The 23,710-nt window shown below is 62.3% G+C and carries 21 protein-coding genes, 1 tRNA gene and 1 pseudogene; 17 read left to right on the top strand and 6 right to left on the bottom strand.

The window, feature by feature from the left end; all coding sequences use genetic code 11:
- Positions 1 to 2 precede the first annotated feature (2 nt).
- The 5 genes from ACHMWQ_RS15320 to ACHMWQ_RS15300 all read left to right on the top strand — a co-directional run bounded on the left by ACHMWQ_RS15320 (position 3) and on the right by ACHMWQ_RS15300 (position 6,022).
- Entirely contained in the window at positions 3 to 1,868 is a 1,866-nt protein-coding gene (locus ACHMWQ_RS15320) for a hypothetical protein (RefSeq protein WP_396308120.1), read from the top strand.
- The gene (locus ACHMWQ_RS15315) at positions 1,865 to 2,911 is read left to right on the top strand and encodes a Gfo/Idh/MocA family protein (RefSeq protein ID WP_396308119.1); all 1,047 of its coding nucleotides are present in this window, start codon (positions 1,865 to 1,867) and stop codon (positions 2,909 to 2,911) included. Before ACHMWQ_RS15320 ends, ACHMWQ_RS15315 begins: the two co-directional genes overlap by 4 nt.
- The gene (locus ACHMWQ_RS15310; protein ID WP_396308118.1) at positions 2,908 to 3,960 is read left to right on the top strand and encodes an aldo/keto reductase; all 1,053 of its coding nucleotides are present in this window, start codon (positions 2,908 to 2,910) and stop codon (positions 3,958 to 3,960) included. The genes ACHMWQ_RS15315 and ACHMWQ_RS15310 overlap by 4 nt, the downstream gene beginning before the upstream one ends.
- A gap of 74 nt (positions 3,961 to 4,034) precedes the next feature.
- Complete coding sequence (locus tag ACHMWQ_RS15305) at positions 4,035 to 4,826, top strand: SDR family NAD(P)-dependent oxidoreductase (RefSeq protein WP_396308117.1); 792 nt, start codon at positions 4,035 to 4,037, stop codon at positions 4,824 to 4,826.
- A 563-nt stretch (positions 4,827 to 5,389) separates the two neighbouring features.
- Entirely contained in the window at positions 5,390 to 6,022 is a 633-nt protein-coding gene (locus ACHMWQ_RS15300) for a tyrosine-type recombinase/integrase (protein WP_396308116.1), read from the top strand.
- Positions 6,023 to 6,293: 271 nt separating this feature from the next.
- On the opposite strand, the gene ACHMWQ_RS15295 is transcribed toward ACHMWQ_RS15300, so the two are convergent.
- Positions 6,294 to 7,262, bottom strand: coding sequence for a helix-turn-helix domain-containing protein (locus ACHMWQ_RS15295; RefSeq protein ID WP_396308115.1), 969 nt, complete (start codon positions 7,260 to 7,262; stop codon positions 6,294 to 6,296).
- 161 nt (positions 7,263 to 7,423) lie between these two features.
- Here ACHMWQ_RS15295 and ACHMWQ_RS15290 point away from each other — a divergent pair, with 161 nt between their 5' ends.
- The 5 genes from ACHMWQ_RS15290 to ACHMWQ_RS15270 are packed head-to-tail and all read left to right on the top strand — an operon-like array spanning position 7,424 to position 11,898.
- Entirely contained in the window at positions 7,424 to 8,410 is a 987-nt protein-coding gene (locus ACHMWQ_RS15290; protein ID WP_396308114.1) for an HAD family hydrolase, read from the top strand.
- A gap of 17 nt (positions 8,411 to 8,427) precedes the next feature.
- On the top strand, positions 8,428 to 9,753 hold the full coding sequence (locus ACHMWQ_RS15285; RefSeq protein WP_396308113.1) for a DUF1254 domain-containing protein: 1,326 nt from the start codon (positions 8,428 to 8,430) through the stop codon (positions 9,751 to 9,753).
- Positions 9,725 to 9,838, top strand: a complete 114-nt coding sequence (locus tag ACHMWQ_RS15280) for a hypothetical protein (protein ID WP_396308112.1) — start codon at positions 9,725 to 9,727, stop codon at positions 9,836 to 9,838. The genes ACHMWQ_RS15285 and ACHMWQ_RS15280 overlap by 29 nt, the downstream gene beginning before the upstream one ends.
- Positions 9,839 to 9,853: 15 nt before the next feature.
- Positions 9,854 to 10,351, top strand: coding sequence for a hypothetical protein (locus ACHMWQ_RS15275; RefSeq protein ID WP_396308111.1), 498 nt, complete (start codon positions 9,854 to 9,856; stop codon positions 10,349 to 10,351).
- Between the two features lie 26 nt (positions 10,352 to 10,377).
- The gene (locus ACHMWQ_RS15270; RefSeq protein ID WP_396308110.1) at positions 10,378 to 11,898 is read left to right on the top strand and encodes a DUF1254 domain-containing protein; all 1,521 of its coding nucleotides are present in this window, start codon (positions 10,378 to 10,380) and stop codon (positions 11,896 to 11,898) included.
- Positions 11,899 to 12,715: 817 nt separating this feature from the next.
- Here ACHMWQ_RS15270 and argE read toward each other — a convergent pair.
- The 3 genes from argE to ACHMWQ_RS15255 all read right to left on the bottom strand — a co-directional run bounded on the left by argE (position 12,716) and on the right by ACHMWQ_RS15255 (position 15,302).
- The gene (gene argE, locus ACHMWQ_RS15265; RefSeq protein WP_396308109.1) at positions 12,716 to 13,864 is read right to left on the bottom strand and encodes an acetylornithine deacetylase; all 1,149 of its coding nucleotides are present in this window, start codon (positions 13,862 to 13,864) and stop codon (positions 12,716 to 12,718) included.
- Between the two features lies 1 nt (position 13,865).
- Positions 13,866 to 14,786 (bottom strand): hypothetical protein, encoded by a 921-nt coding sequence (locus tag ACHMWQ_RS15260; RefSeq protein ID WP_396308108.1) that lies wholly within the window; start codon positions 14,784 to 14,786, stop codon positions 13,866 to 13,868.
- 216 nt (positions 14,787 to 15,002) lie between these two features.
- Positions 15,003 to 15,302 carry a hypothetical protein gene (locus tag ACHMWQ_RS15255; RefSeq protein ID WP_396308107.1) on the bottom strand — a complete coding sequence of 100 codons (300 nt, stop codon included), beginning with the start codon at positions 15,300 to 15,302 and terminating at the stop codon, positions 15,003 to 15,005.
- 486 nt (positions 15,303 to 15,788) lie between these two features.
- On the opposite strand from ACHMWQ_RS15255, the gene ACHMWQ_RS15250 reads away from it, so the two are divergent.
- The 3 genes from ACHMWQ_RS15250 to ACHMWQ_RS15240 are packed head-to-tail and all read left to right on the top strand — an operon-like array spanning position 15,789 to position 17,667.
- Positions 15,789 to 16,328 carry a DUF805 domain-containing protein gene (locus tag ACHMWQ_RS15250; RefSeq protein WP_396308106.1) on the top strand — a complete coding sequence of 180 codons (540 nt, stop codon included), beginning with the start codon at positions 15,789 to 15,791 and terminating at the stop codon, positions 16,326 to 16,328.
- A gap of 2 nt (positions 16,329 to 16,330) precedes the next feature.
- The gene (locus tag ACHMWQ_RS15245) at positions 16,331 to 16,852 is read left to right on the top strand and encodes a superinfection immunity protein (protein ID WP_396308105.1); all 522 of its coding nucleotides are present in this window, start codon (positions 16,331 to 16,333) and stop codon (positions 16,850 to 16,852) included.
- A gap of 56 nt (positions 16,853 to 16,908) precedes the next feature.
- Entirely contained in the window at positions 16,909 to 17,667 is a 759-nt protein-coding gene (locus ACHMWQ_RS15240) for an SOS response-associated peptidase (protein WP_396309455.1), read from the top strand.
- Positions 17,668 to 17,847: 180 nt separating this feature from the next.
- Here the strand turns inward: ACHMWQ_RS15240 and ACHMWQ_RS15235 are convergent.
- Together ACHMWQ_RS15235 and ACHMWQ_RS15230 are read right to left on the bottom strand one after the other, a co-directional pair.
- Positions 17,848 to 18,234: pseudogene (locus ACHMWQ_RS15235) on the bottom strand (thermonuclease family protein); the annotation flags it as partial.
- 671 nt (positions 18,235 to 18,905) lie between these two features.
- Positions 18,906 to 18,995: transfer RNA gene (locus ACHMWQ_RS15230), tRNA-Ser, on the bottom strand.
- Between the two features lie 314 nt (positions 18,996 to 19,309).
- Here ACHMWQ_RS15230 and ACHMWQ_RS15225 point away from each other — a divergent pair.
- The 4 genes from ACHMWQ_RS15225 to ACHMWQ_RS15210 all read left to right on the top strand — a co-directional run bounded on the left by ACHMWQ_RS15225 (position 19,310) and on the right by ACHMWQ_RS15210 (position 23,686).
- Positions 19,310 to 20,674: a septal ring lytic transglycosylase RlpA family protein gene (locus tag ACHMWQ_RS15225; protein ID WP_396308104.1), complete on the top strand. Its 1,365-nt coding sequence runs from the start codon at positions 19,310 to 19,312 to the stop codon at positions 20,672 to 20,674.
- Positions 20,675 to 20,771: 97 nt separating this feature from the next.
- Positions 20,772 to 21,962: a D-alanyl-D-alanine carboxypeptidase family protein gene (locus ACHMWQ_RS15220; protein WP_396308103.1), complete on the top strand. Its 1,191-nt coding sequence runs from the start codon at positions 20,772 to 20,774 to the stop codon at positions 21,960 to 21,962.
- Entirely contained in the window at positions 21,959 to 22,612 is a 654-nt protein-coding gene (gene tmk / locus ACHMWQ_RS15215; protein WP_396308102.1) for a dTMP kinase, read from the top strand. Before ACHMWQ_RS15220 ends, tmk begins: the two co-directional genes overlap by 4 nt.
- A gap of 3 nt (positions 22,613 to 22,615) precedes the next feature.
- Entirely contained in the window at positions 22,616 to 23,686 is a 1,071-nt protein-coding gene (locus tag ACHMWQ_RS15210) for a DNA polymerase III subunit delta' (protein WP_396308101.1), read from the top strand.
- The last annotated feature ends 24 nt before the right edge of the window (positions 23,687 to 23,710 follow it).

Here is a 23,710-nt window from a genome sequence, read left to right as displayed (position 1 = left end):
GGGTGCGCTGGCATGGAAGAGAGATCCTGCGCGGCCTCTCCTTTCTCGTCCGCACGCCGGGCTGGGGAACGCCGGACGCCGAAATTTCCGATCTCGATATCGCAGAGAGCGCCGACCGGTTCTCGGTCGGTTATTCCGCGCGCTATCGCAACGGCGCTTCCATCATTTCGGCCCGGATCCGTTTCACCGGCAACGCCGACGGTACCCTCGACGCGACCGCGACGATCCTGCCGGAGACGGATTTCGAGACCAACCGCACCGGCTTCGTCGTGCTGCACCCGCTCGACGGCGTCGTCGGCCAGCATTTGTCGGTCGAGCATGCGTCGGGCGGCACAGAAGCCTTCGTCATGCCGGAGGCGATCAGCCCGGGCCAGCCGCTGTTCGACATCCGCGCCATCACCCATTCGCCGGAGCCGGGCCTTTCGGTCACGGTCCGCTTCGAGGGCGACGTCTTCGAGATGGAGGACCACCGCAACTGGTCCGACGCCTCGTTCAAGACCTATAGCCGGCCGATCGGCCTGCCTTACCCCTACCGGCTCGAAGCCGGGACGCCGACGCAGCAATCCGTGACCGTCACGGTCCGCGACACGGTCGAGCGGGCTCAGCCGGCTGGTGCTGGCTACAGCGCGCCGAAAGCCACGCTGGTCACGATCGGCGAAGCGACGGACGTTCGTCTGCCCCGGATCGGCATCGGCCTGCCGGCCGGTGTCGCGGGCGCCGCGCTTGCGGTCGGGCCGCAACTGGCAAGGCTTGCCGGTGCGCACTGGCTGCTCCGCTATGATCCGGCAGCCGGCGACAAGCCCGGGGACATCCTCGTTGTCGGCGAACTCGCCCGCCGCACGCGTCTTCCAGTTGCCTTCGAGCTTCTCCTGACGGCCGAGTCGGATCCGCGTCCGGAAATCGCCGAGGCGGCCCGTTGGCTCACTGAAGCCGGAATCGCGCCACTTTCGGTCGCCGCCTTCCCGAAGGTGGACGAGGCGTCGTTCCAGCCCGGCGAAGAGCGTCCGCCCGCGCCCGGCGAGGCGGCCATTTATGAAGCAATCCGAGAGAGCTTCCCCGGCATTCCGGCCGGCAGCGGCTCGCCCGCCTTCTTCACCGAGTTGAATCGCAAGCGGCCGCCGGCCGGCACCTTTGATTTCATCACCCACGCCACCGCGCCGACGGTGCACGCAGCCGACGATCTCTCCGTGATCGAGACGCTGCAGTCGCTGCCGCATATCCTGCGCTCGGCGCGGGCGATCGCCGGCGAGGCGCCGCACTATATCGGCCCGATCGGCATCGGCGCGCGGCTCAATCCCTATGGACCCGGTCCGACGCCCAATCCGGACAATGGCCGCGTCGGGCTCGCCGCCGCCGATCCGCGCCAGCGCGCGCTGCTCGGAGCCGCCTGGCATGTCGGCTATGCGGCTGCCGTGGCCCCATTCGGCATCGACACGCTTGTCCTCGGAGCACCTGTCGGCCCGTTCGGGCTGGTCTCGACGCGCCAGGCCTATGCGCGACCCTGGTGGGACGACGTCGCCGAGGGCAGCGTCTATCCGCTGTTTCATGTCGTTGCCGATCTCGCCGAAGCGTCCGGCAAGCCTCGGCTCGCGATCGACTTGCCAAACGCCGACATTGCGGCGCTCGGCTGGACCGCGAACGGACGGCGGCAGGCCATACTGGCCAACCTCTCGGACCGGCCCGTGGCGCTCCGCCTCGCCGGCCTCGGCGACGCGACGCTCCGCCTGCTCAATGCCGAGAGCTTCACCGCCGCCGCGCTCACGCCAGCCGCCTTCCGCGACACGACTGTGAGCCTGCCAGCGGATGGCCAGCTGACGCTTGATGCCTACGCGGTCGCGACGGTTTCCGAGACAGGAGCGGCAGCATGACCGTACGCTTGAAGGGCGCCGTCATCGGCTGCGGGTTCTTCGCCCAGAACCATCTGCATGGCTGGGCCGACCTCGACGATGTCGAGATCGTCGCTGTCTGCGACGTCGATGAAGCCAAGGCGAGAGCAGCGGCCGAAAAATTCGGTATCGCTCGCATCTACACCAGCGCCGAAACCATGTTCGCTAGCGAGGCGCTCGATTTCGTCGACATCCCGACGACGATGGAGACGCATGAGGCGCTGGCGGGGCTCGCCTTCGCCCATGGCGTGCCGGTGATCCTGCAGAAGCCGTTCGCACCCGATCTTGACGCTTGCCGGCGGATCGTCGCTGCCGCGGCAGCCGCCAACGTGCCGCTGATGATCCACGAGGATTTCCGCTTCCAGAACCTGTTCCGGACGGTGCGGCAGATCCTCGACAGCGGCGAACTCGGGCGGCTGACCTTCGGCCGCCTCTCCTGGCGCACCGGCATCGACGTCTATTCGAACCAGCCCTATCTCGCGAACGTCAAGCGCTTCATGATCATGGATGTCGGCATCCATCTGCTCGACCTCGCCCGATTCCTATTCGGCGAGGCGAACGGCGTCTTCTGCCGCACGCAACAGATCCAGGAAGGCATTGCCGGCGAGGATGCCGCGACCATCCTGCTCAGCCACGAGCAGGGCGCTACGTCGATCCTCGACTTCAGCTACGCTACCAAGCGCGATCCCGACCCGTTCCCGCAGACGCTGGGCGAGATCGAGGGCACCGAGGGCACGCTGGTGATCGGCGCCGACCAGGTGCTGACCGTGTATGGCAAGGGCGGAACGCGGCGGATCGCCGTTCCACAGGACGGCCGCGCATGGACGAGCGAACCCTGGACACAGATCCAGGACAGCGTCGTCCACACCCAGCGCCACTTCATCGACAGCCTGCGCAGCGGTGTCGAGCCGGAGACCTCCGGCCGCGACAGCCTTGCCACCTATGCGCTGCTCGAAGCCGCCTATCTCTCCGCCGCCAGCGGAAGGCTCATCCATCCCGAACGCCTTGTGGGAGACCCCGCATGACCCTCTTTTCGACGCGCCGGCTCGGCAATACCGAGCTCCGCCTTCCCGTCTTCGGCGTTGGCACCTGCCCGCTCGGCGATCTCTTCGAGGCGATCCCGGAAGCCGAGGCCAGCGCCACGCTGGAAGCCGCCTGGAATGGCGGCGTTCGCCTCTATGACACCGCGCCCTGGTATGGGCTCGGCCAGGGCGAGCACCGCACCGGTCGTGCGCTCTATCGCCGTCCGCGCGAGGATTTCGTGCTCTCGACCAAGGTCGGGCGCCGGCTGTTGCGGCCGCGCGACCGCGCCCAATTCGACGGTTCGAAATGGAAGGGCGGCCTCGCCTTCGAGCATGTGCACGACTATTCCTATGACGGTATCCTGCGCTCCTATGAGGACAGCCTTCAGCGGCTCGGCATCAACAAAGTCGATGTCCTTTATATCCACGATCTCGACAGCGGCTATTTCCCGGACGAGGCCGACCTGCTGGCCCGATTGCGCGAACTGGAAACCGGCGGATTTCGCGCATTGGAAGAGCTGAAAAGCTCCGGTGAGATCTCCGCCATCGGCGCCGGCATTAACGAGCGCGGCATGATCAACCGCTTCCTCGACCGCTATCCGCTCGACGCCTTCCTCGTCGCCTCGCGCTACACGCTGCTGGAGCAGACAATCTACGCCGACGAACTTTTGCGAGCGCAGCGCAAGGGAGCTGGCGTTGTCATCGGCGGGGTCTTCAATTCCGGCATCCTGGCGACCGGCGTCTCGGGCGCCGGCCGCTACGAATACGGCGCCGTACCAGTGTCTATCCTCGATCGCGTCCGCCGGATCGAGGCGGTGGCGGCGCGCCATGGCGTCCCGCTCGCCGCCGCCGCGCTGCAGTTCCCGCTCGGCTTCCAGGCAGTCGCGAGCGTGCTGAACGGCCCGTCGCGGGTTGGCGAGATCGAGCAGAACCTCCGGCATTTCCGCCATCCGATCCCGAGCGATTTCTGGCTGGAACTCCGCGCCGAGAAACTGCTCGGCGACGAGATCCCGATCCCGGCGGCCGCCGCCCACGCGCCCGCGGCGACCTAGCCCTTTCCCCCACACGGGGCTCGGCCTGTTCGCCCGGTCCCCGATCGTTTCCATCATCACCTGGAGCAAGCTCAATGGCTCGAATCCTCGATACGCTCTTCTCGCTGGAAGGTAAGACGGCGCTGGTCACCGGCGCCGGTGGCGCCATCGGCCGGGTGCTCGCCAAGGCCCTGGCCGAAAGTGGCGCCAAAGTCGCCATTCACGATTTCGATGACGAACGCCTCGCCTCGGCCAAGGCATTCATCGAGGAGACCGGCGCGGCCGTCCCGACCTTCAAGGCCGATCTGACCGACGCCAAGGCCTGCCGCGCGCTGGTCGACGAGGCGCACGCCGCGCTTGGCCGGCTCGACATCCTGCTCAACAGCGCCGGCACCAACCGTCGCAAGCCGATCGTCGAGGTCACGCCGGAGGATTTCGACGCGATCATCGACGTCAATCTGCGCAGCATCTATTTCCTCTCCCAAGCCGCGCAGCCGCACATGGCGGCGCAGGGCGGCGGCAAGATCGTCAACATCTCGTCGCTCAGCGCCAAGCACGCCTTCAACACGATCTCGGTCTACGCCGCCTCCAAGGCCGGCGTCAGCCAATTGACCAAGGCGATGGCGCGCGAATGGGTCGGCGACAACATCCAGGTCAACGCCATCGAGCCGGGCTTCGTGAAGACCGAATTCACCCGCCCGCTCTGGGACGATGAATACCGTGCCGACTGGTTCGCCCGCTTCATTCCGACCGGCCGCCTTGCCAATCCGGACGAACTGATTGGCGCGACGCTGCTGCTGGCCTCGCCGGCCTCCTCCTACATCACCGGCCAGGCGATCGTTGTCGACGGTGGTGTCTTGTCGGGCGCGACCTGGGTCAAGCCCTAGCCGCACTCGATGGCGGAAGGCGCGCTCACGCCAGGACGCAACGAGCCGTCCATGACGGTCCTGGCTGCGCGGGTCTCATCGCGCAGCCCTGAGGAAACCCATCTCAACCCAGCGGAATCCATTCGAGGCCCACCTTCGGCCTATCCATGAAGCCATCTCGTGACTCGGCGACGCGACCGCGAATGAACTGTTTAGAACTGGGCTGTCTGGTGCTCGACCGCAGACTACGAACGGATACGGACCACCAAGGTTTCGCGGAGCAGACTCATTAGCTGTCGAATTTGGTCGATCTACGAGAGCGTTGAGCTCTCTGAGTTTACGACGCGGGTCTGGGCTTTGGGTATCGCTATAATGGAGCACGCCCTCGACCGCGAGGCTTGGGCAGACCAATGTAGCCCTTGGAATCAGAAGTCCGCAAAGGGTCATATGAGACCTTTGCGCCAGCGGTTTGAGCGTCCGCTGTTAGTTTGCGGTCGCCAGAAGCGGTCAGTCTGCCTCCGGCCCCCGAACGGTTGTGGCACGCGCGTTTTATACTCGGCCAATTAAGGCCGAGGAGAACTCACATGGGCCATTCGCAATATGATGATGCCAGCCGCGAGCGTGTAGCTTGGAACGCTGGCAAGAAAGTGGGCACGAAGCGTCCGCTCACGCAGAAGCAGATCTGGGCCGTTCGCTTCTTTCTCGATCGTGAGCGCCGCATTCGTGACCGCGCTCTGTTCGATCTTGCAATAGACAGCAAGCCTCGTGGCTGCGACCTAGTCAAGATCAGGATCCGTGATGTCGTCGCCGGACCGGAAATCAGAACTCGGGCGATCGTCATTCAGCAGAAGACCGGTCGCCCCGTCCAATTCGAGATCACCAGCGACGTGAGAGCCAGCCTCCTGGCCTGGCTGAAACGGCGAGGCGGCTCGGTCGAGGACTATGTATTCCCGAGCAGAGTCGATCACGAAAAACACATGAGTACTAGGCAGTATGCACGCCTCGTTGACGAGTGGGTGACTGCGATCGGTTTGCACCCTGAGGAATACGGAACTCACTCGCTTCGCCGCACGAAGGCATCGATGATCTACAGGGCGACAGGTAATATCCGTGCGATCCAGATATTGCTTGGTCATTCCAAGATCGAGAACACTGTCCGATATCTTGGTGTCGACGTCGAGGATGCGCTGCTCCTGGCGGAGCGAACCGAAATCTGAATTTCGAGCGGCTATCCGTCTCATCGCGGATAGCCGCTCGGGGGGCGGTTTCCTGTCCGACCGCTTCCGGAAGCTGAGCCGGGGAGGCGGCCATTCAATAGGCGCATTTCGACAGCAGTGCGCCGTCGATCTGCTCGTCGTGGGTCTCTTGGTGGCAGTCGAAAAGCGGATACTTCGACATTCTGGCGTCTTCAGAGCCGTGCAGAGATTGGCACGGCATCTCTCGAAGTCAGCGGTTCGTCCATTGTTCAAATAGAGCAACGATTGCTGACTAAGACGGTTCAGGATGGTGCAACAGGCCTCTTGCCCGGAACTCTCCTGGGGTCAAACCATATTTTCTCTTGAACGCACGCCAGAATGTTTCTCGCCCGGAGAAGCCATAAAGTTCACCCAATTCGGAGATGGACCGAGTCTCGCCCGAAGTGGTCATTCTAGACGCCACCGCTGCAAGCCGCCGCTCCAGGATATAATCGTGCACTCCACCACGCTCTTCGAAAGCCCGATAGAGGGTTCGACGAGATACGCCGAGTTGCTGGCAGAGAAATTCAGGGGAAAGTTGAGGCTCTTGAAGGTGTCGCTCTACCATCGCCTCAGCACGAGCGACAAAGACGCTTTGCACATGTGCTGCGACCGGCATCATACGCTCCTGCGTTGGCCGCACGCATGCCGCGATGACATTTATCGTCGCCTCCGCGGTCGCCGCAGCTTCTTGTTCCGACATAGTCGGCAGACGTCTTAACAAAAGTTGGAAATAATCGCTCAGGAACGCTCCAGTGGTCTTACGCAGATCGAGACCATGCAGCTTGTCCAAGCTACCGAGCTTTTCTCGCAAAATATCATGTGAGATAGCGATGCCTGTCATTACCGACGAGGCTTCGATGGTGTTCATGGTCTGGGAGAGGTCCAGCACCTGAATGTCGCCGGCTTCTCCCTCTATCTCATGCGCCCCAGCGTATCCTCGATACCCCCCACTCTCATAGCACGTGAATAGGAAGAGATTTCGGCCTCTTTTGCGCGCTCGTTCGGGACTGATCGCATATCGCTGTGCGCCTTGGCGAGCGCGCAAAATCAAAGCGGGACCAAAGCCGTACACATCCACTTCAGCTGCAAACGACTTTGGCCACTCGCCATCTGCCGGGCTGACTTCAAACGCATAGGGCTGCTCTCGCCAGGCTTCGAATTGCAAGTTCGCGGGCAATTCTTTGGTCGAAAACCGAACGTGGGGCAGAATTGTTGACACACTAACCTCCGCAACGGTGCCAAGCCCTCTCATTCAAGCACTCGTTGGCACAAAACGTCAATACGTTGGCACGGTATGCCGATTACCTGCGAAAGGAGATGCTCTAACCTGCGAAGTAGATGTGTCACTTGCCATGAGCGGCACTCAGGAGAATAGCACTTATGTTGCTCAGCATTGGTCCCTGTCACAAGCTGTGCTCCTTGCTTGTTTTCGCTTTGATTGCGACTGTCGCGGTTGCGCGCGCAGACCCGTTGCCATCGTGGAACGACGCAGCCACAAAAAGGGCGATCATCGATTTCGTGACGACAGTGACCCGACATGGCGGTCCTGCGTTCGTGCCGGACGATGAACGCATAGCCGTTTTCGACATGGACGGGACCCTTATTCCAGAGAGGCCGATACCGGCCGCGGTCATCCCCCTCGGTGCTGATCTTAAGCATGCGGTCGAAAAGAAGCCGATCCTGGCCGACAAGCCGGCGATCAGAGCCTTCTTGAAGGGCGATGCGGCGGCATTTCGCAATTCAGGCGAGCAAGGTTTGAATGATCTGATCGCAGCTGTCACCGATGGTCGAACGACAGAGGAGTTTTCTGCGAGCATTCTTCCGCCCCTGGAAGCAACCACTCATGACAAGTTCCGTGTTCCCTACACGCGAGCCGTTTACGAGCCGATGGCGGAGCTCCTGTCTTATCTGAAGGCAAACGGCTTTAAAAACTGGATCTGCAGCGGCAGCCCGATCCTGTTCACACGCGCCGTCTCGATGGAGATGCTTGGAATACCTCCGCAGAGGGTTATGGGTACCACCGCCGGCATGCAGTTCGACGAGCGCGATGGCAAGACAGTATTGGTGTTTGACGGTACCATCGACCACCTGAACGACCAGGAGGGCAAGCCCCCAACGATCAATCTTGCTCTGGGGGCGCGCCCAATCTTCGTTGGCGGCAACGTGGGTGGCAGGGGCGACATCGCCATGATGCGCTGGTCAAAGGACCGCGCAGGGCCGAGCTTTCAACTCCTAATCAATCACGACGATGCCGAGCGCGAGTTCGAGTATTCCGAGCCCGACAACTACTCGCTCGAAGCAGCGAGAAGATACAGATTCCATGTGGTCAGCATCAGGGACGACTGGAAGACGGTTGTCGCTCCGTGAACGAAGGAATCAAGGTTATGCTGAAGACAATCCTTACCGTGCTTTCGCTCCTTGCCGCCATTTGCACGGCAACGGCGCAGGGCATTGCACCCGGAGAGTCGCAACGGAGAGCCATCGAGCGCCGCGCCGTCGAAGCAGTCATCTGGGGCATGCCGGCGGTCAACTACGATCTCATGTTGCAGGAGATGCTGTCCAAGACTGCGGGCAAGGTGAACCAGGTCACCTATTGGTCCCGCCCGGTGAATTGGCACAACCAGACGCTCACGCCCAATCCCGATGCGATCTATTTCATGGTCTTCTTCGACACAAAGGAAGCGGGGCCGATCGTGATCAACGTTCCGCCGGCCGAGGGAGGCTCGTTTGCCGCCAATATCGACACTGTCTGGCAGATGCCGCTTGAGGATGCGGGACCCTATGGCGCGGATAAGGGAGCCGGCGGCAAATATCTGATTCTACCGCCCGGCTACCAGGGGGAGGCACCCGACGGCTACATAGCCGTCCAATCCGAGACATTCGGCGGCTATGCGCTGTTGCGCTCGAACCTTGCCAGTCATCGCGATGCGGACATCGAGAAGGCAGTGGCCTACGGCAAGCGGCTCAAGGTCTATCCGCTCTCACAGGAGGCAAGCCCGCCGGAGACGATATACACGGACGCCAACAACGTGCTCTACGATTCGACCATTGCTTACGACGTCCGCTTCTTCGAATCGCTGGATCGCATCGTACAAAGCGAGCCGTGGCTGACCCGTGACAAGGCGATGATCGATCAGCTCAAGTCCCTTGGGATCGAGAAGGGCAAGCCTTTCGCTCCCGATGCCGAGACGACTGCGGTCCTGAACAACGCGGCGACCGAGGCAAGGGCCTTCCTCGATCACATGTATGAGGTTGGCTACCCACCATTTTTCCCGACGGCGCATTGGGCCGTTCCGGCCTTTCCCGATCTCGTCAAGGCGGGATCATCCGGATACGCCGAGCCGGACATTTACCCTGTAGACTACCGCGCGCTCACCTACAGCATGGGCTATATCGGCATAAAGCGCCTTGGCACAGCGCAGACCTACCTTATCGCGAACAAGGATAGGGATGGCGAAGCGTTTGCCGGCAGCCGGAGCTACCGCCTGCACGTGCCGGCAAATGTTCCTGTGGAACTGTACTGGTCCGTGACGGTCTACGACCGGCAGACACATGCACTGGTCAAAAACACGGACCGTGCCAGCCGCGCATCGAATGCAGCGGAAGTGCAGATGAACCCAGATGGGTCGACGGACATTTTCTTCGGTCCCAAGCCGCCAGAAGGTAAGGAGTTCGAACTGGGTGCCCACCGACCCGCAGCACGGCTTTGAACTGCTGTTCCGGCTTTATTCTCCGACCCCAGCACTTTTTGAGAAGAAGGTTTGGACTCTTCCTGATGTCGAGAAGGTCGACTAAGGAAAGGAGCGTGTTATGCAAATCGGCGCGCGCTTCGCGAAATGGGGCCTCGGTCTCTTCATCTTCGGCGTTCTGCTGACATTCAGCATCGTCGCGCACTACTGCGTCGGGGCGCGCTGGCCGGCCGGCGAGTTGTTCATGCAGAACATCACTCTAGGGTGGGCATGCCTTTGGACACTGTCGGTCGCCGCCATTCAGGCCGGAGGGTTGGGCATGGTGGGGCTGGGGCTGACATCAATGGTCGCGAACCGCTCAGGATCTGCGGATGAGGCCAAAGGTTCCGGCGCCTTCTGGCTCTGCGTGATTGGGCTGACTGGCGTCTTCGCAGTCGGCTATCCAGGCAATTTCGTCTTCGATGCGATCTGGCCGGGCTATTATTACTCTCCTGTCGCGATCGGAGAAAACGCCTGGATGCTCGGTCAAGCGCTATTCATTGCAATCTTCTTCGCGGGCGCGGTCTTGATGTTTGCCATGGTGTGGCGCGCCCTCTCGACAGTCGCCGAAGCCGCCTAGCCCAACACCCAGACAGTGAGAATGCCATGACCAAGAATGCCATACTTAATCGTCGAGACATGTTACTCGGCACCGCAACCTTTGCTGCCGCTTTAACAGCCGACGGAAGCAGCGCAGCAGTGAGCAAGGCCGAGGCCTCGGAACTGAACCTGCCACCATTGCCCCAGTCGCCTGACTGGGCACGGGTGCTCCCCTCCGGTCCAGATTCGCGCGTAAAGATAACCGAAGCCTACGCCGCCCACATTGCACGCGATGCATTCTTCTGGGCATGGCCGCTAGTCAATATGTACAATCGACGGCTCGCGTTTTCGAAGATGAAGGAGAATCAATACGTCGGCCCTTTGCTTGAGGCGCCGCTCAACTCGCTCACCATGCTCACGGACTACGTCAATCCAGAAGAGCGCAACATAGCCTGCCCCAACCAGGACGTGGTTTACGGTCTCGGTCTGGTCGCGCTGGATGTTTCACCCGTCGTGGTTCAGGTGCCGGATTTCGGTGACCGCTTCTGGGTCTATCAGATTGTCGATCTTCGTACCGATAGCTTTGCCAAGCTCGGGAAGATGCACGGCACCACGCCTGGGTTCTACATGCTGGTCGGCCCTGACTGGAATGGTGAAATACCGAAGGGCATCACAAGTGTATTTCGCGCCTCTAGCAGTACGGCTCTGGTCGCGCCACGTATTTTTCAGGACGAAACGCCGGAGGATAAGCGCGCCATCCAGAGTGCTCTGACGGGCATCGTGATGTATCCGCTTGCGGATTATGACGGGCACATGAAGAGCATTGACTGGAGCAGTCTCCCAAAAGTTCCGGGCGGCCCTCACGGCGAAGAGGAAACACGCTGGGTATTTCCTGAGAAGTTCTTTGACGAGCTGCCGTCGGTCCTCGCTGATGCGCCGCCCCTGCCCGGAGAAGAGGCGCGCTACGCTCAGGTGCTTGCCGTACTCGAAGCAGTGAAAAACAATCCCGAATTGAAGCAGTTGATGGCTAAGGCCGCGCAGGATGCCGAAGACAAGTTGGTGAACCCGCTGTTTCAGTTTCGCAATTACGGCCAGCAACTTCCGCATCACTGGAGCACGATATCCAACGAATCCGCGTTCGGGACGGACTATTTCACGCGCACGGCGGTTGCGAAGTCCAACATCATGGTTAACTCTCCGGACGAAACGAAGTATTTCTACCAGGACTTGGATGCGTCGGGAGCACGGCTCAATAGCGCCAACCGCTACACTGTCACTTTCGCGAGAGATCAAACGCCGCCGGTGAACGGCTTTTGGTCGCTCTCGATCTACAACGCGAACCATTTCTTCGTAAAAAACCAGATCAACCGGTTTTCGGTCGGGACGAAGAATAAGGACTTGAAGCTCGGCGATGATGGTTCGCTCACCATCACCGTGCAGGCAGAGGAGCCTACCGATCCGGTCGCGATCGCAAATTGGCTCCCCGCTCCTGAGGGCGATTTCTCACTCTATATACGCGCCTACTGGCCGAAGCCTGCCGTTAGAGACGGCTCTTGGACGCCACCTGCTGTTGAGAAAGCTGGATGATTGCCCAATCGACAGCAAAGATACTTTAATGCGCCTGTGGAGGTTCGAGCCCCTTAATACGCCGGTTCACCTAGTAAGATTTCCCGGATTTTTAGCGAGTTTCTGCAGCGCCCGACCGGGTAGCAAGGGCAACTTTCAGGGGTCTTTTGCGACCGCCTGAAAGGCCGAACTGGGGTCGTTAGCGGAAGAGCCAAATTTCGCCCGATGAGCATGAATCAGAACGACAGCTTAACGCCGAGTGTTTTCCAAAACCGAACCGTACGCTGCCGGCTCCGATGATGGCAGTCAGCTAAGCGCCCTCATGTCGGACGTAGAGATCCGCTTTGGGTTTCCTGAAAGCAGACATCCTAGGCGAGGGTGCCGGAGGTCACTATGCGCCGCCCAATAGTCATTGCACGTGCTTGTTGTCGCCCCCGAAAGCCGCCCTTCGTTCATCCCGAACAAGCGAGGCGCCGGGGGTGGTTAGCTTCTGAAATTCTAGCGTTGCTCGCCTAATTCATAGAACGTAGCCCGTGCGCGTTGGTCTTGGCCTAGAGCCTGCCCCTCCAAGGTCGGTGCTTCGCGAGCCGATTCAAATTAAGCCGGTTCTGAGTGGTCTTAGATTGTTACCGCCGCCTGGCGACGTGGGGTATTCTGTTAGCTCGCCAGCAGAGCTTTTGAAGCTGAGACTGAGCGCCGCTATAGCAGTTGAACCCTTCGTGCAGGGCGAAAGATCTCGATGTTCCACCGCCCGCAATCCGCCCAATGTCCCGACCAACTTGGGCCGCGATAGACGCAGTCCGCCAGGATATGAGCGAGGGGCGCGCCGCCCCTGCCGTCACAGCAGCAGCCTGTGTAGCGCTGCGTCACAGCGGTCCAACTGCTCGATCGAGACATATTCGTCCGGCTTGTGCGCCATGTCGATCGAACCGGGGCCGCAGACGACGGTCGGCACGCCGAGGTCCCGCTGGAACAGCCCGGCCTCCGTGCCATAGGCTACCTTGCTGTGGCCGTTGTGGCCGACGACGTTCTTCAGCCGCGTGACGAGCGGGTGCGATGGGTCGATCGCCAGGGCGGGATAATCGTAGATCTGCTCGAAGGTGATGTCCGCCTGCGGGGCGCGGCCGCGCATTTCCGGCAGCAGCTTCGTCTCCGCGAAATCCCGGATGCGGGCGATGATCGTCTCGGGATCGACCTCGATCAGGTTGCGATATTCGAAGGTGAACGAGCAGGCGTTCGGCACGATGTTGACGGCCGTGCCGCCGAATATCAGGCCCGTCGAGATCGTGGTGTGGACGACGTCATATTCCTCGTCGCGCGGCCCGATGGCGAGTTCGCCGGCGAGATCGCGCAGGAAGACGATCAGTTCGGCCGCATATTCGATCGCGTTGACGGCGCGCGGCGCCAGGCTCGAATGCGCCTCCTGGCCGGTGACGTGACAGCGATAGCCGCGCCCGCCCTTGTGGCCGACGACGACCTTCATGCTGGTCGGCTCGCCGACCAGGCAGGCGGCGGGCGCCTCGCCGCGCTCCTGCAGGATGGCGATCATTTCGCGCACGCCGGTACAGCCGACTTCCTCGTCATAGGAAAGCGCGATGTGGACGGGGCGCTGCAGTTTTGCGGCGACCAGTTCCGGCACGATCGCCAGCGCGGCGGCGTCGAAGCCCTTCATGTCGCAGGCGCCGCGGCCGTAGAGGCGGCCGTCGCGCTCGGTCAGCGTGAAGGGATCGCTCGACCAGGCCTGCCCCTCAACCGGAACGCAGTCGGTATGGCCGGAAAGGATGATGCCGCCCGGGCCGGCCGGGCCGATGGTCGCCCACAGGCTGGCCTTGGTGCCATCCGTCGACGGGAAGACCTCGGCGGTCACGCCATGTCCGGCTAGATAGGCGCGGATATGCTCGATCAAGGCGAGGTTGGAGCGGGCGCTGGTCGTGTCGAAGCCGACGAGATCGGCGAGGATCTCGCGGGTGGTCTGGGTCTTGGTCATGCTAATCACTGTTTCGGGCTGCGTCTCTCGCCGTCACGCGCCGCCGCTGCCGCCGGGCCGGTAGGGCGGCGGCGTCATCAGCATGGCGGTGACGGGGGCGGGAATGCCGCCGATCGGGTCCTCGCGCGACGGGGCTGCCTTTCAGCTGTGTGCCGTAGTTTTCTGACAGGGCTGAAGCGTCAATCGCCCAGGCCTGGAAATTCTCGCAGGCAAGTTGCACGCCCTGCAGCCCGACAATACCTCTCTCCGCGATCCCCTCCAGGCCAATGCCCCATCTGGCGGCCTTGTCGAGGCTGTCGACCATCTCGAACTCGTTCGGGGTCGCTGACAGCATGGCCGTGATCAGCGAAACCGGGAACATCGGACGGTACTGGAAACCGCTGGTGGTCGAACCAAAGGCGATGAAGTCGGCCAGCAGCAGGTTGTTGAGGATGACGGTCTCGTTGACCTTGTCGCCCGAGAACGTCTCACTCGCGGAATAGTTGAAATAGGGGGCGTGGAAGCCGAGCTTGGCCGTGATGTGCATGGTCCGGGATGGATAATCCTCTTCACCTCCCACCAGACGCCCGGCCATGAAGACGACGGCGCAGGCGGAATAGCACTCCGCCCCGGGCAGAAGCCGCGTCGCGATGCCGTTTTCATGAACGAAATGAGCGAGCGCTCTGCCTTCCACATATTGGCCGCCCGGACTGTCGAGGCAGAGGGCCTCTTCGTCCCTGTTACTGGCTTCGCCAGAGTCGCTGAGGCCCGTCAGATCGAAGATTTTGGCGAGCGCCTGCAACTGGGTCAGATCGCCGGCTTCAATCTTTCCCGAAAGTTCCAGCCGGCAACCATCTGTTTCGGACGCGCGAATAACCGCTGCGCTAGCCATTGAAGGCATGGCGATCATCGCCGCCAGCATTGCGACCAGTACTTTGCCCATTGGCTTCCGCTCCCCATCCGAGTGGCAGTCCTGCAGCTGTGGCAGATTCTCAATGTGTATTGTGCAAAAGTGTCACCGAAATCCGCCCAGCCTCGTGAGGGAGCATGTGGCCCAGAGCTTTCGTTTATGCCGCGATCATCGCAGCCTCAATTATGCTCTGGTGGGCGATCCTTGATCTCGTCACGCGGCCGATCCGATTTTAGACCGCGTTGAATCTTATCTGTCGTCGTCACTGTCGCCGAAGGGGTTGACCTCGCCCCGGAACAGGCACTTCAGTTCCCAAGCGGTTTCGCGGCATCGCCGGCAAAGCTGGGGACATGGCGCGCGCTTGACGTGCTGGCGCATGCAGATGATCGCTGCAATCTTGTCGCGTCGAGGATTGGCCAGATAGGCCCGCAATGCCTCGAGCAGGACGAAGGCTGTCTCCCAGGTCAGTCGGACCTCTTTTCTTGCCCGGATCCTCTTCTCCAGGCGGTCCTGAATTGCCCAGGGGGTGAGGGGCTGGCGGTCCGTCATAGGAGATCCGGTAGCCTGCCCCGAACGAAGCCGTATGAAATGCGGGCGGAACGGATGTCGACCTCGAGTAACAGTGTCCCCAAAGCGACGCGAGCATCCCAATTGTGAGCGGCGAGCAACCGCTCGACGCGTTCGTCGAGCGGGAGGGGCGCCTCATCAGACATAGGTACGGCTGGTTCGCCCATGATTTTTCTCCGTCAACAATGTTCCTATTTTGTTCTCATGCCGGTCAGAGTCAAGAAGCCTAGGAGTTGAATCCTATCAGCCGCGTGCGTGATGATTCCTTCTGCACTGGCTTTCGAAGTTCGCTTATTCGGCAATGGTCTCGATGAACAAGGAAAACCGCCTCCTCCGCGATGCCCGCGTTTCGGTCCATGCACAGCCGCTAGAGACGATATTCATGCCGTTCTGCAGCCTCTGTTGACGCAACCCTAGGTCACATGTAGCTCTGTTTTGCCACATTCCTAAAGGGCATCGCGGGGCATCATGAGTCATTTTACGACTGCAATTTCCAAGTATTTCGATTTTTCGGGTCGAGCATCGAGAGCTGAATTCTGGTGGTTCACTCTTATTATGGCTCTAATTAATATAACTGCCTCCATCCTCGATGAAGTCTTTAGTCCCGGTGGAGTAGGGGTGCTATATCTGATAACTGCCGTGTTCTTCTTTTTCCCAAGCTTGGCAGTCACTGTAAGGCGCCTTCACGATACAGATCGCGGAGCCGTTTGGATCTTAATCGCGCTCATCCCTATCATCGGAACCCTAGTGTTTCTCTACTTCATGTTGAGCGGCACGATGCCGGAAACAAATCGCTTTGGACCCTCTCCATATGCGGATGGCGACGATTATCGAATCAGTCCAGTGGGCCAAGCTCCCAGAGAGCCGGGATTCAGCGCACGCCCTCTAGCGCCGGTTCGCGACGGCGTACCTATCGATCAGCTCGAGAAGATCAACGCCTTGAGGCAAGCCGGGGCAATAACCGAAGAGGAGTTCGCCAGTATGAAGCGGCGGATTCTGCAGGTTTGACTATGTCCCCGCCCAAGCTTGCAATTTTGCTAGCCGCAACTATCTGGCTGGTCCCCACCCTGTCTTGGGCGCAGACGACCAGCTCTCCTTCAGACGACGCTGTCGTGCTATTCTTTCTGGCAATCTTGGTTGTCGTCGCCCTGGTCTACGCAATTCCGTCAATCATTGCGTTCTCACGTGGTCATCCGAATCGTTGGGCTATTCTGGTCGTCAATCTGTGCTTCGGAGCCACACTGATCGGATGGCTGATCTGCTTGGTTTGGGCGATGAATGCCGTTCATCGCTCGAAGGCGGGTTCGCATGGTGGCGAGAGCGGCTTGAATGTGTTCGTAAACGATGAGCGCCTCGTTCGATTTGCGGAACCTGCCCCGGTCCAGGTGACGGCACAGGGAGGAGGCGAAGGGCAGTCCGCCAGTGACCTTGTGGAGCAGCTAACCAAGCTCGCGGCACTCCGCAGTAGCGGTGCGATCACGGAGGGTGAATTCGGCAACTTGCGAAAGCGAATTCTGGATGGCTTAGCTTGATCATTGGGTTGAGGTGAGAGAGCTTCGTGCTGAACCGGCGCAGGTGGCATTCAGAGATGTGCAACCTCTACTCGATGACTCGAACCCAGGATGCCATCCGCGCCTTTGCCAACGCGATGCGTGACCACGCCGGCAATTTGCCGCCGCTGCCGGGCATTTTTCCTGACTACTCAGCGCCGATCGTCCGAAACACAGCGGACGGCGTGCGCGAGTTGTCCATGGCTCGATGGGGGATGCCGTCGTCGCAGTTCGCCCTGATGGAGGCGACGAAGAAGCGCGCGGCCAGGCTGGAGGCCAAGGGCCAGGCTGTCGACTTCAAGGCTCTGCTGCGCATGGAGCCGGATACCGGCACGACCAACGTCCGCAACGTCGCGAGCAAGCATTGGCAGCGCTGGCTCGGCGTCGCGAACCGCTGCGTCGTTCCCTTCACCAGCTTTTCCGAGTTCAACAAGGCCGAGGGCGGCGATGTCTGGTTCGCGCTGTCGGAGGATCGACCGCTCGCATTCTTCGCCGGGATCTGGACGAACTGGACCAGTGTCCGGAAGGTGAGGGAGGGCGAGACGACGAACGACCTATTCGCCTTCCTCACGACCGAGGCGAACGACGTTGTCGCGCCGGTCCATCCCAAGGCCATGCCCGTCATCCTGACGACTCAGGAAGAGATTGACGTCTGGATGGCCGGCCCGGCGAATGAAGCGCTGGCCTTGCAACGTCCGTTGCCGGACGGAGCGCTGCGTATCGTCGCGCGCGGCCAAAAGGAAGATGGCCGTCCGCCCGCCGCGATCAAGCCGCCGGCTGAACCGCTCCTGCTGTGACCTCGGATTGCAGGGTTGTACCTTGGCGGCCGAGAACTCGGACGACGCCCGGCTGGCGCTACCATTCCCCTCGACCCGGCGCATCCGCGATCGATAGGACCAAGGCGTCTCGGTTCGGGCTTGCCAGACACCGCGCCGCGCGTCGCGCGCCTCGTCTTCGGCCGCGATATAGAGGCTGGAGTAGCGCCTGAACGACCAGGCGAAGCCCTCGCGCACCAACCAGTCGTTGATGTCGAGGCCGTTGATCCTGCAGACGGCCAGACGGCGATGATAGATGTCACGGCCGCGATGGTCGCAGTCGGGCCGGCCATCCGCCAGCGCCAGGCGGAGCGAGGCGGTTGCCGCAGCGCCGCAGTCCCAATCATCGCCATCGGCGCCGCGACAGGTCTGCTTTCCTTCTGGGGCATCAATGCCAAACAGCCGGATCACGTCGCCGTCCAGCCGGATTGTGTCGCCGTCAAAGACGAAGTCCGTCTTGTCTCGGGGCTGTGCGGACGCAAGACTGATCGTAAACGCGAGGGGCAATGCTGCCAGGGCGGCGATACGGGGAAGGGAGCGGATGGCCATCAATAGCGGAAGCGCCGTCCGCTATTTCGAGTCGCCGCCTTCGACTCCATTTCCAGGCACGAGTTCAGCACGCTGTAGGACTGACTTACCTTGAGGCCGGCGACCCTATGGCACGACGTTCGGAGCCCAGCCGGGATGGTCGGCCATGTCGTGCGGAGTTCCACATAGGCTCCTGTTCCATGTCCAGACAGCTTCCTCACACAGCCTCGGAATAGACCCCGCCAGCCCGCGCGATCCGGTCGCACGACGTCTCGACATCGTAGCGAGGCAGGGCATCGGAGGCTGCGGCGTGTGTGCCAGCGATCAAGACTACGGCCAGCCCAGTCAAGAGATGAGTGCGCTTCGGCTGCATGACTGTTCCCCCCAACCCAGCACGCTCCACATCGTTCGTCGGGTAGGGAGCAACCGTCGCCGGGTGCAGATACGTCATACCGCTGCAGGGCCGGCGTCAAGCTGGCGAGATTCGCCTAGTGGAGATCCACCGGGGTCGGTCGCCGGTGCTACCGATGGGAACGGAGCCGGAACTCTGTTCGGGACTTTGTTCGGGACTTTTGTCCCGTTTCTGCCATTTGGTGCCCGAATGCTCCCGAACGAACCCGTTTCGTTCTTATCAAACGGGCATTTCAGGGGCACCTCTTCAGTGCAATTTAACTAATGAATTCAATTAGTTATGGCGGACGGGGTGGGATTCGAACCCACGGAGGGCTTGCACCCTCGGCGGTTTTCAAGACCGCTGCCTTAAACCACTCGGCCACCCGTCCGGGTCCATCCGGGATCAATGCTGAACCCGGCTTGCGAATGCAAGCGCAACCTTCGATCCAGATGTGGATGACCCGTCCCGCGTCCGAAATTGGGAACGATTGATTAACGCTCCCGCCAAGTCCTTGGAGTTCCGCGCAATTGACGCAATTCGGCCACGTTTGATTAACCAGCCGGAAAGGCCAAACCGGCTGAATGCGATCTCATGTCAGGACCGGGGCGCGCGTGGCGGCATTCCCCCTTCCTGGCCCGAAAGGCGTCGGCACCGGTCGATCCAATCGACAAATGCAACGGTTGCTGCTATCGGATAGGCGAGATGGGGATTTCAAAAAAACGAGTTCTGGGCCTGTTCGGCTCGGAAGCGCCGCAGGGCAGGGTGATGCTGAAAGCCGCGACCGCCGTCGCCGCTGCCGCGCTCCTCGCTTCCTGCGCCACGGCCCCGTCCAAGCCGGCCAAGCGCAGCAAGGAATATTTCTCCGAAAAGGAATATGGCGTCAAAGCCAGCCCGCGCGTGGTCCAGTACGGCCAGCCGGTGCCGCAGGGCGGCGGACGCTACATGGTCGGCAAGCCCTATACGGTGAAGGGCCGCGTCTACAAGCCGTTCGAGCACAAGCGCTATACAGCGGTCGGCTACGCTTCCTGGTATGGCTCGGCCTTCCATGGCCGCTACACCGCGAATGGCGAAGTCTATGACATGGACGGCTTTTCGGCGGCGCATCCGACCATGCCGCTGCCCAGCTATGCCCGCGTCACCAACCTGCGCAACGGCCGCTCGATCATGGTCCGCGTCAACGATCGCGGCCCCTATGCCAGCGACCGCGTGATGGATCTTTCCTCGCGCACGGCCGAAGTGCTCGACATGAAGCATCACGGCACGGCCAAGGTGAAGGTCGAATATATCGGCCCGGCCCGGATGGAAGGCCACGACCAGCGCATGCTGCTGGCTTCCTACAAGGGTCCGGGCAGCAGCGTTTCCGGCGATACCATGCTGGCCATGGCGCCGACCCCGGCGCTTCGTGCGCCGAGCGCCAATCCGGCTGTCGTCATGGCGGCCCTGGTCCCCGTGCCGCGGGCGCGTCCCGATTTCTACGAGGGCGGCGCCGCCTTCGATCCGGCCATTGCCTATAATGAGGGGCAGCCGGCGCCCCGGGTCGTCGCGGAAGCGGCGCCCGACGCCAATGCCGGAACGAATTACGGCGAGCGTTCGCTGGGCTCGTATACGGTCAACAGCCCCGTCGGATTTTCGGACGCGGAAGCGATCCCGGCGTCGATCTCGTCGGACGAGTATGCTCCGCCGGTGCGGCGCTCGGCGCGCTCTTCCTATGCAGCCGATATGCCGGTCTCGCCGGCGCAGCGCGCCGTCTCCGACTTGGCCGCCGGCGCAGCCGGAAAGGACAAGCTGCAGTCGGCGCTCGACGCCGCCGTGGAGCGGGTTGCTTCCGAACGCAGCGCCGATGTGCCAGTGATCCAACTCGGCGTGTTCTCGAACCTCGCCAATGCGCAGGCCGTGGCCGGTCGGTTTACCGAACTCGGCCGCGTGACGGCAACGCCGATCACGGTCGGCGGCAAGAGCCTGCAATCGGTGCGCCTGGTTCTCGCCGATCGCTCGGTGAGCGGCGAGGATGCCGTTCGCTCGGTGCAGGCCGCCGGATTGCCGGGTGCCTATCTGGTCACCCGCTGACCACGATCTTCATTGATCGGGGCGCATCGAGCCTGTTAACCAGAAGAGGGCGGCCGCTGGCCGCTCCCGCTCTGGTTCTCGCGCCCGGTATTGTGTGATGTTTTCCGACCGGATCCCGCTCCGCCTTCTTGTCCTCTGCGCCGTGCTGATGATCGTCGGCGCGGCAATGCTGCCACGGGCGAGCCTCGCCGCTCCCTATGAGAGCAAGGCCGCGAATGCGATGCTGGTCGACCTCGACTCCGGCACGCTGCTCTACAGCAAGGCCGAGGACGCTCCGTTCCAGCCGGCCGCCATGGCGAAGATGATGACGATGGCCGTCGTGTTCGACGCCATCCACGCCGGCAAGATCCATCTTGAGGACAGTTTTCCCGTCAGCGAATATGCCTGGCGCACGGGCGGCGCGCCGTCCGGCAGCGCGACGATGTTCGCCAAGCTGAAATCCTCGATCGCGGTCTCGGACCTGCTGCGCGGCGCCATCGTGCAGGCGGGCAATGATGCCTGCATCATCCTGGCGGAAGGAATCGCGGGTTCCGAAGGCGCCTTCGTCGAGATGATGAACCGCAAGGCCAAGGAACTCGGCCTCACCGGCTCGCGGTTCACCAACGTTTCCGGCCTGCCGGACCCGGCGCAGAAAGTGACGGCGGAGGACCTCTACAAGATCGCCGCCTACCTGATCCGCACCTATCCCGACCTCTACAAGATCTATTCCGAGCCGGACTTCACCTGGAACAACATCTACCAGCGCAATCGCAATCCGCTGCTCGCCGCCGGCATTGGCGCGGATGGCCTGTCGACGGGTTTCACCAAGGAATCGGGCTATGGCCTCACCGCCTCGGCGGTCCGGGACGGCCATCGCATGATCGTCGTTATCAGCGGCCTGGAGACCGACAAGGAGCGGGCCGAGGAGGCGCGCAAGCTGCTCGACTGGGGCAATACGGCGTTCGAGCGGCTGCGCTTCTTCGATCGCGGCGAGGTCGTGGGCGAGGCGCGTGTCTATGGCGGCGCGTCGAGTTCGGTGGGGCTCGCGACGCAGGATCCGCTCGACATCCTGTTGATGCGAGGCAATCGCGACCGGATTCGCGCTCGGATCACCTATACCGGCCCCTTGCTTGCGCCGGTGGAGCAGGGCAGACAGGTCGGCGTCGTTCGCGTCTGGGTTGGCGATGCCCAGATTCTGGAAAAGCCCGTCTTCACCACCGCCGCCATCGCCAAGGGTTCAATGGATCAGCGCGCCCTCGACGCCGTCCAGCAATTGCTGATCGGCTGGCTGCCACAATGGAAGTTATGACGCGCTTGCCGGGTCGGTTCATCACATTCGAAGGCGGGGAGGGGTCGGGCAAGTCCACCCAGATCCGCCGCCTCGCCGAGCGCCTGCGCGAGAGCGGCCAGACGGTCGTCCTGACGCGAGAGCCCGGGGGAACGGAGATGGCGGAGCAGATCCGCGCGTTCATCCTTTCCGGCGCGGCGGAACATCTGGGCCCGGAAGCGGAGACGATGCTGTTCGCGGCGGCCCGCGCCGACCATGTCGATCGCCTGATCCGGCCGGCGCTGGAGCGCGGCGACTGGGTGCTGTGCGACCGGTTCATCGATTCCACCCGCGCCTATCAGGGATCGGACGGGGTCGATTCCGTCTTGCTCGACAGCCTCGAGAAGATTGCCATCGGCAGCGTGCGGCCGGACCTGACCCTGATGCTCGACCTGCCGGTCGAGATCGGCCTGGCGCGCGCCGCGCGGCGGCGTAGCGGGGAGGCGGGGCCCGCCGACCGGTTCGAGCGCGAGACGGTTGAACGGCACGAGCGGCGACGCCAATTGTTCCTGGCGATCGCGGCGGCCGAACCCGACCGCTGCCTCGTCATCGATGCCAACCAGACGCAGGACATTGTCGCCGATGCTATCTGGCAGGGCGTTCGCCAGCGCATGATCGAGAGTGTGAACTAGACCATGGCAGCGTCCGAGATCACCCGCCCCGACGCCATCGAGGGCTGGCCGCTGCCGGAGGAGCAGACCGAGTGGCATGGCGACCCCGCGGTCGAGCGGCTGATGGTCGAGGCCTATCGCGGTGGCCGCATGCACCACGCCTGGATGATCGGCGGACCGCGCGGCATCGGCAAGGCGACTCTGGCCTATCGCTTCGCCCGCTTCGCACTGACCTATCCCGATCCTGCCCGGGCTCCTGACGCCGAAACGTTGGCGGTGCCGTCGGATTCGCCGGCTGCCGGCAAGATCGCGGCCCGCTCACATCCCAACATCCTAACGCTGTCGCGCCCCTGGGACGAGCAGGGCAAGCGCTTCAAGGCGAGCCTGACGATCGACGAGATCCGCCGGACGATTCCCTTCTTTGGTTCCACGGCGGGCGAGGCCGGGTGGCGCATCGCCATCGTCGATTCGGCCGATGACATGAATCCCAATGCGGCCAATGCCTTGCTGAAGATTCTGGAAGAACCGCCGAAGCGCTCGCTGTTCCTGGTGGTATCGCATGCCCCGGGCCGGCTGCTGCCGACCATCCGTTCGCGGTGCCGCCGGCTCGATCTGCCGTCGCTGGCGGTGCCTGCGATCGAGGAGGCGCTCAGGCGACATTCGGATGCCGATGCGGACATCCGGCGCTTCGCCGCCGAGGCCGGGCAGGGCAGCCTGCGCCGCGCCATCGGCTTCCTCGATGAAGACGCCGCCGCGATGGGACGTGCTTTTTCCCGCGTCGTGGCACGGTTTCCGCAGTTCGACGGCCCGCTGGCGCACGGCCTCGGCGACCTGGTTGCGCAGCGCGGGGCGGACGAAGCCTTTGCCAATTTCGTCGATCTCGTCTTCGCCTGGCTGAACCGCCGCGCGCGCGGGCTGCCCGAGCCGGATGGCTCGCCGATCCCCGAAAGCGTGGCGGCGACGCCGCTTGCGACTTGGGCGGAGGTATGGGAAAAGCTGCGACAGTCTTCGGCTGAGGTCGAGGCGCTCAATCTCGACCGCAAACAGTTTGTGCTGACGACCATGAACATCCTCGCTCGCGCGACCCGAATGTGAAGCTGTCGAACGGCCGGCCCGAGC

The organism is Kaistia sp. UC242_56 (assembly GCF_044452255.1).
GTDB lineage: Bacteria > Pseudomonadota > Alphaproteobacteria > Rhizobiales > Kaistiaceae > Kaistia > Kaistia defluvii_A.
The sequence above is the reverse complement of the archived record's forward strand: the minus strand, read 5'-3'. Positions and strand labels throughout refer to the sequence as shown.

Coding starts and splice junctions, on each gene's coding strand:
- ACHMWQ_RS15220 (WP_396308103.1), top strand. CDS start 20,772: ATGTTTTCCGACCGGATCCCGCTCCGCCTTCTTGTCCTCTGCGCCGTG.
- argE (WP_396308109.1), bottom strand. CDS start 13,864: ATGACCAAGACCCAGACCACCCGCGAGATCCTCGCCGATCTCGTCGGC.
- ACHMWQ_RS15240 (WP_396309455.1), top strand. CDS start 16,909: ATGTGCAACCTCTACTCGATGACTCGAACCCAGGATGCCATCCGCGCC.
- ACHMWQ_RS15225 (WP_396308104.1), top strand. CDS start 19,310: ATGGGGATTTCAAAAAAACGAGTTCTGGGCCTGTTCGGCTCGGAAGCG.
- ACHMWQ_RS15300 (WP_396308116.1), top strand. CDS start 5,390: ATGGGCCATTCGCAATATGATGATGCCAGCCGCGAGCGTGTAGCTTGG.
- ACHMWQ_RS15275 (WP_396308111.1), top strand. CDS start 9,854: ATGCAAATCGGCGCGCGCTTCGCGAAATGGGGCCTCGGTCTCTTCATC.
- ACHMWQ_RS15285 (WP_396308113.1), top strand. CDS start 8,428: ATGCTGAAGACAATCCTTACCGTGCTTTCGCTCCTTGCCGCCATTTGC.
- ACHMWQ_RS15250 (WP_396308106.1), top strand. CDS start 15,789: ATGAGTCATTTTACGACTGCAATTTCCAAGTATTTCGATTTTTCGGGT.
- ACHMWQ_RS15260 (WP_396308108.1), bottom strand. CDS start 14,786: ATGGGCAAAGTACTGGTCGCAATGCTGGCGGCGATGATCGCCATGCCT.
- ACHMWQ_RS15290 (WP_396308114.1), top strand. CDS start 7,424: ATGTTGCTCAGCATTGGTCCCTGTCACAAGCTGTGCTCCTTGCTTGTT.
- ACHMWQ_RS15270 (WP_396308110.1), top strand. CDS start 10,378: ATGACCAAGAATGCCATACTTAATCGTCGAGACATGTTACTCGGCACC.
- ACHMWQ_RS15305 (WP_396308117.1), top strand. CDS start 4,035: ATGGCTCGAATCCTCGATACGCTCTTCTCGCTGGAAGGTAAGACGGCG.
- tmk (WP_396308102.1), top strand. CDS start 21,959: ATGACGCGCTTGCCGGGTCGGTTCATCACATTCGAAGGCGGGGAGGGG.
- ACHMWQ_RS15315 (WP_396308119.1), top strand. CDS start 1,865: ATGACCGTACGCTTGAAGGGCGCCGTCATCGGCTGCGGGTTCTTCGCC.
- ACHMWQ_RS15255 (WP_396308107.1), bottom strand. CDS start 15,302: ATGACGGACCGCCAGCCCCTCACCCCCTGGGCAATTCAGGACCGCCTG.
- ACHMWQ_RS15245 (WP_396308105.1), top strand. CDS start 16,331: ATGTCCCCGCCCAAGCTTGCAATTTTGCTAGCCGCAACTATCTGGCTG.
- ACHMWQ_RS15310 (WP_396308118.1), top strand. CDS start 2,908: ATGACCCTCTTTTCGACGCGCCGGCTCGGCAATACCGAGCTCCGCCTT.
- ACHMWQ_RS15210 (WP_396308101.1), top strand. CDS start 22,616: ATGGCAGCGTCCGAGATCACCCGCCCCGACGCCATCGAGGGCTGGCCG.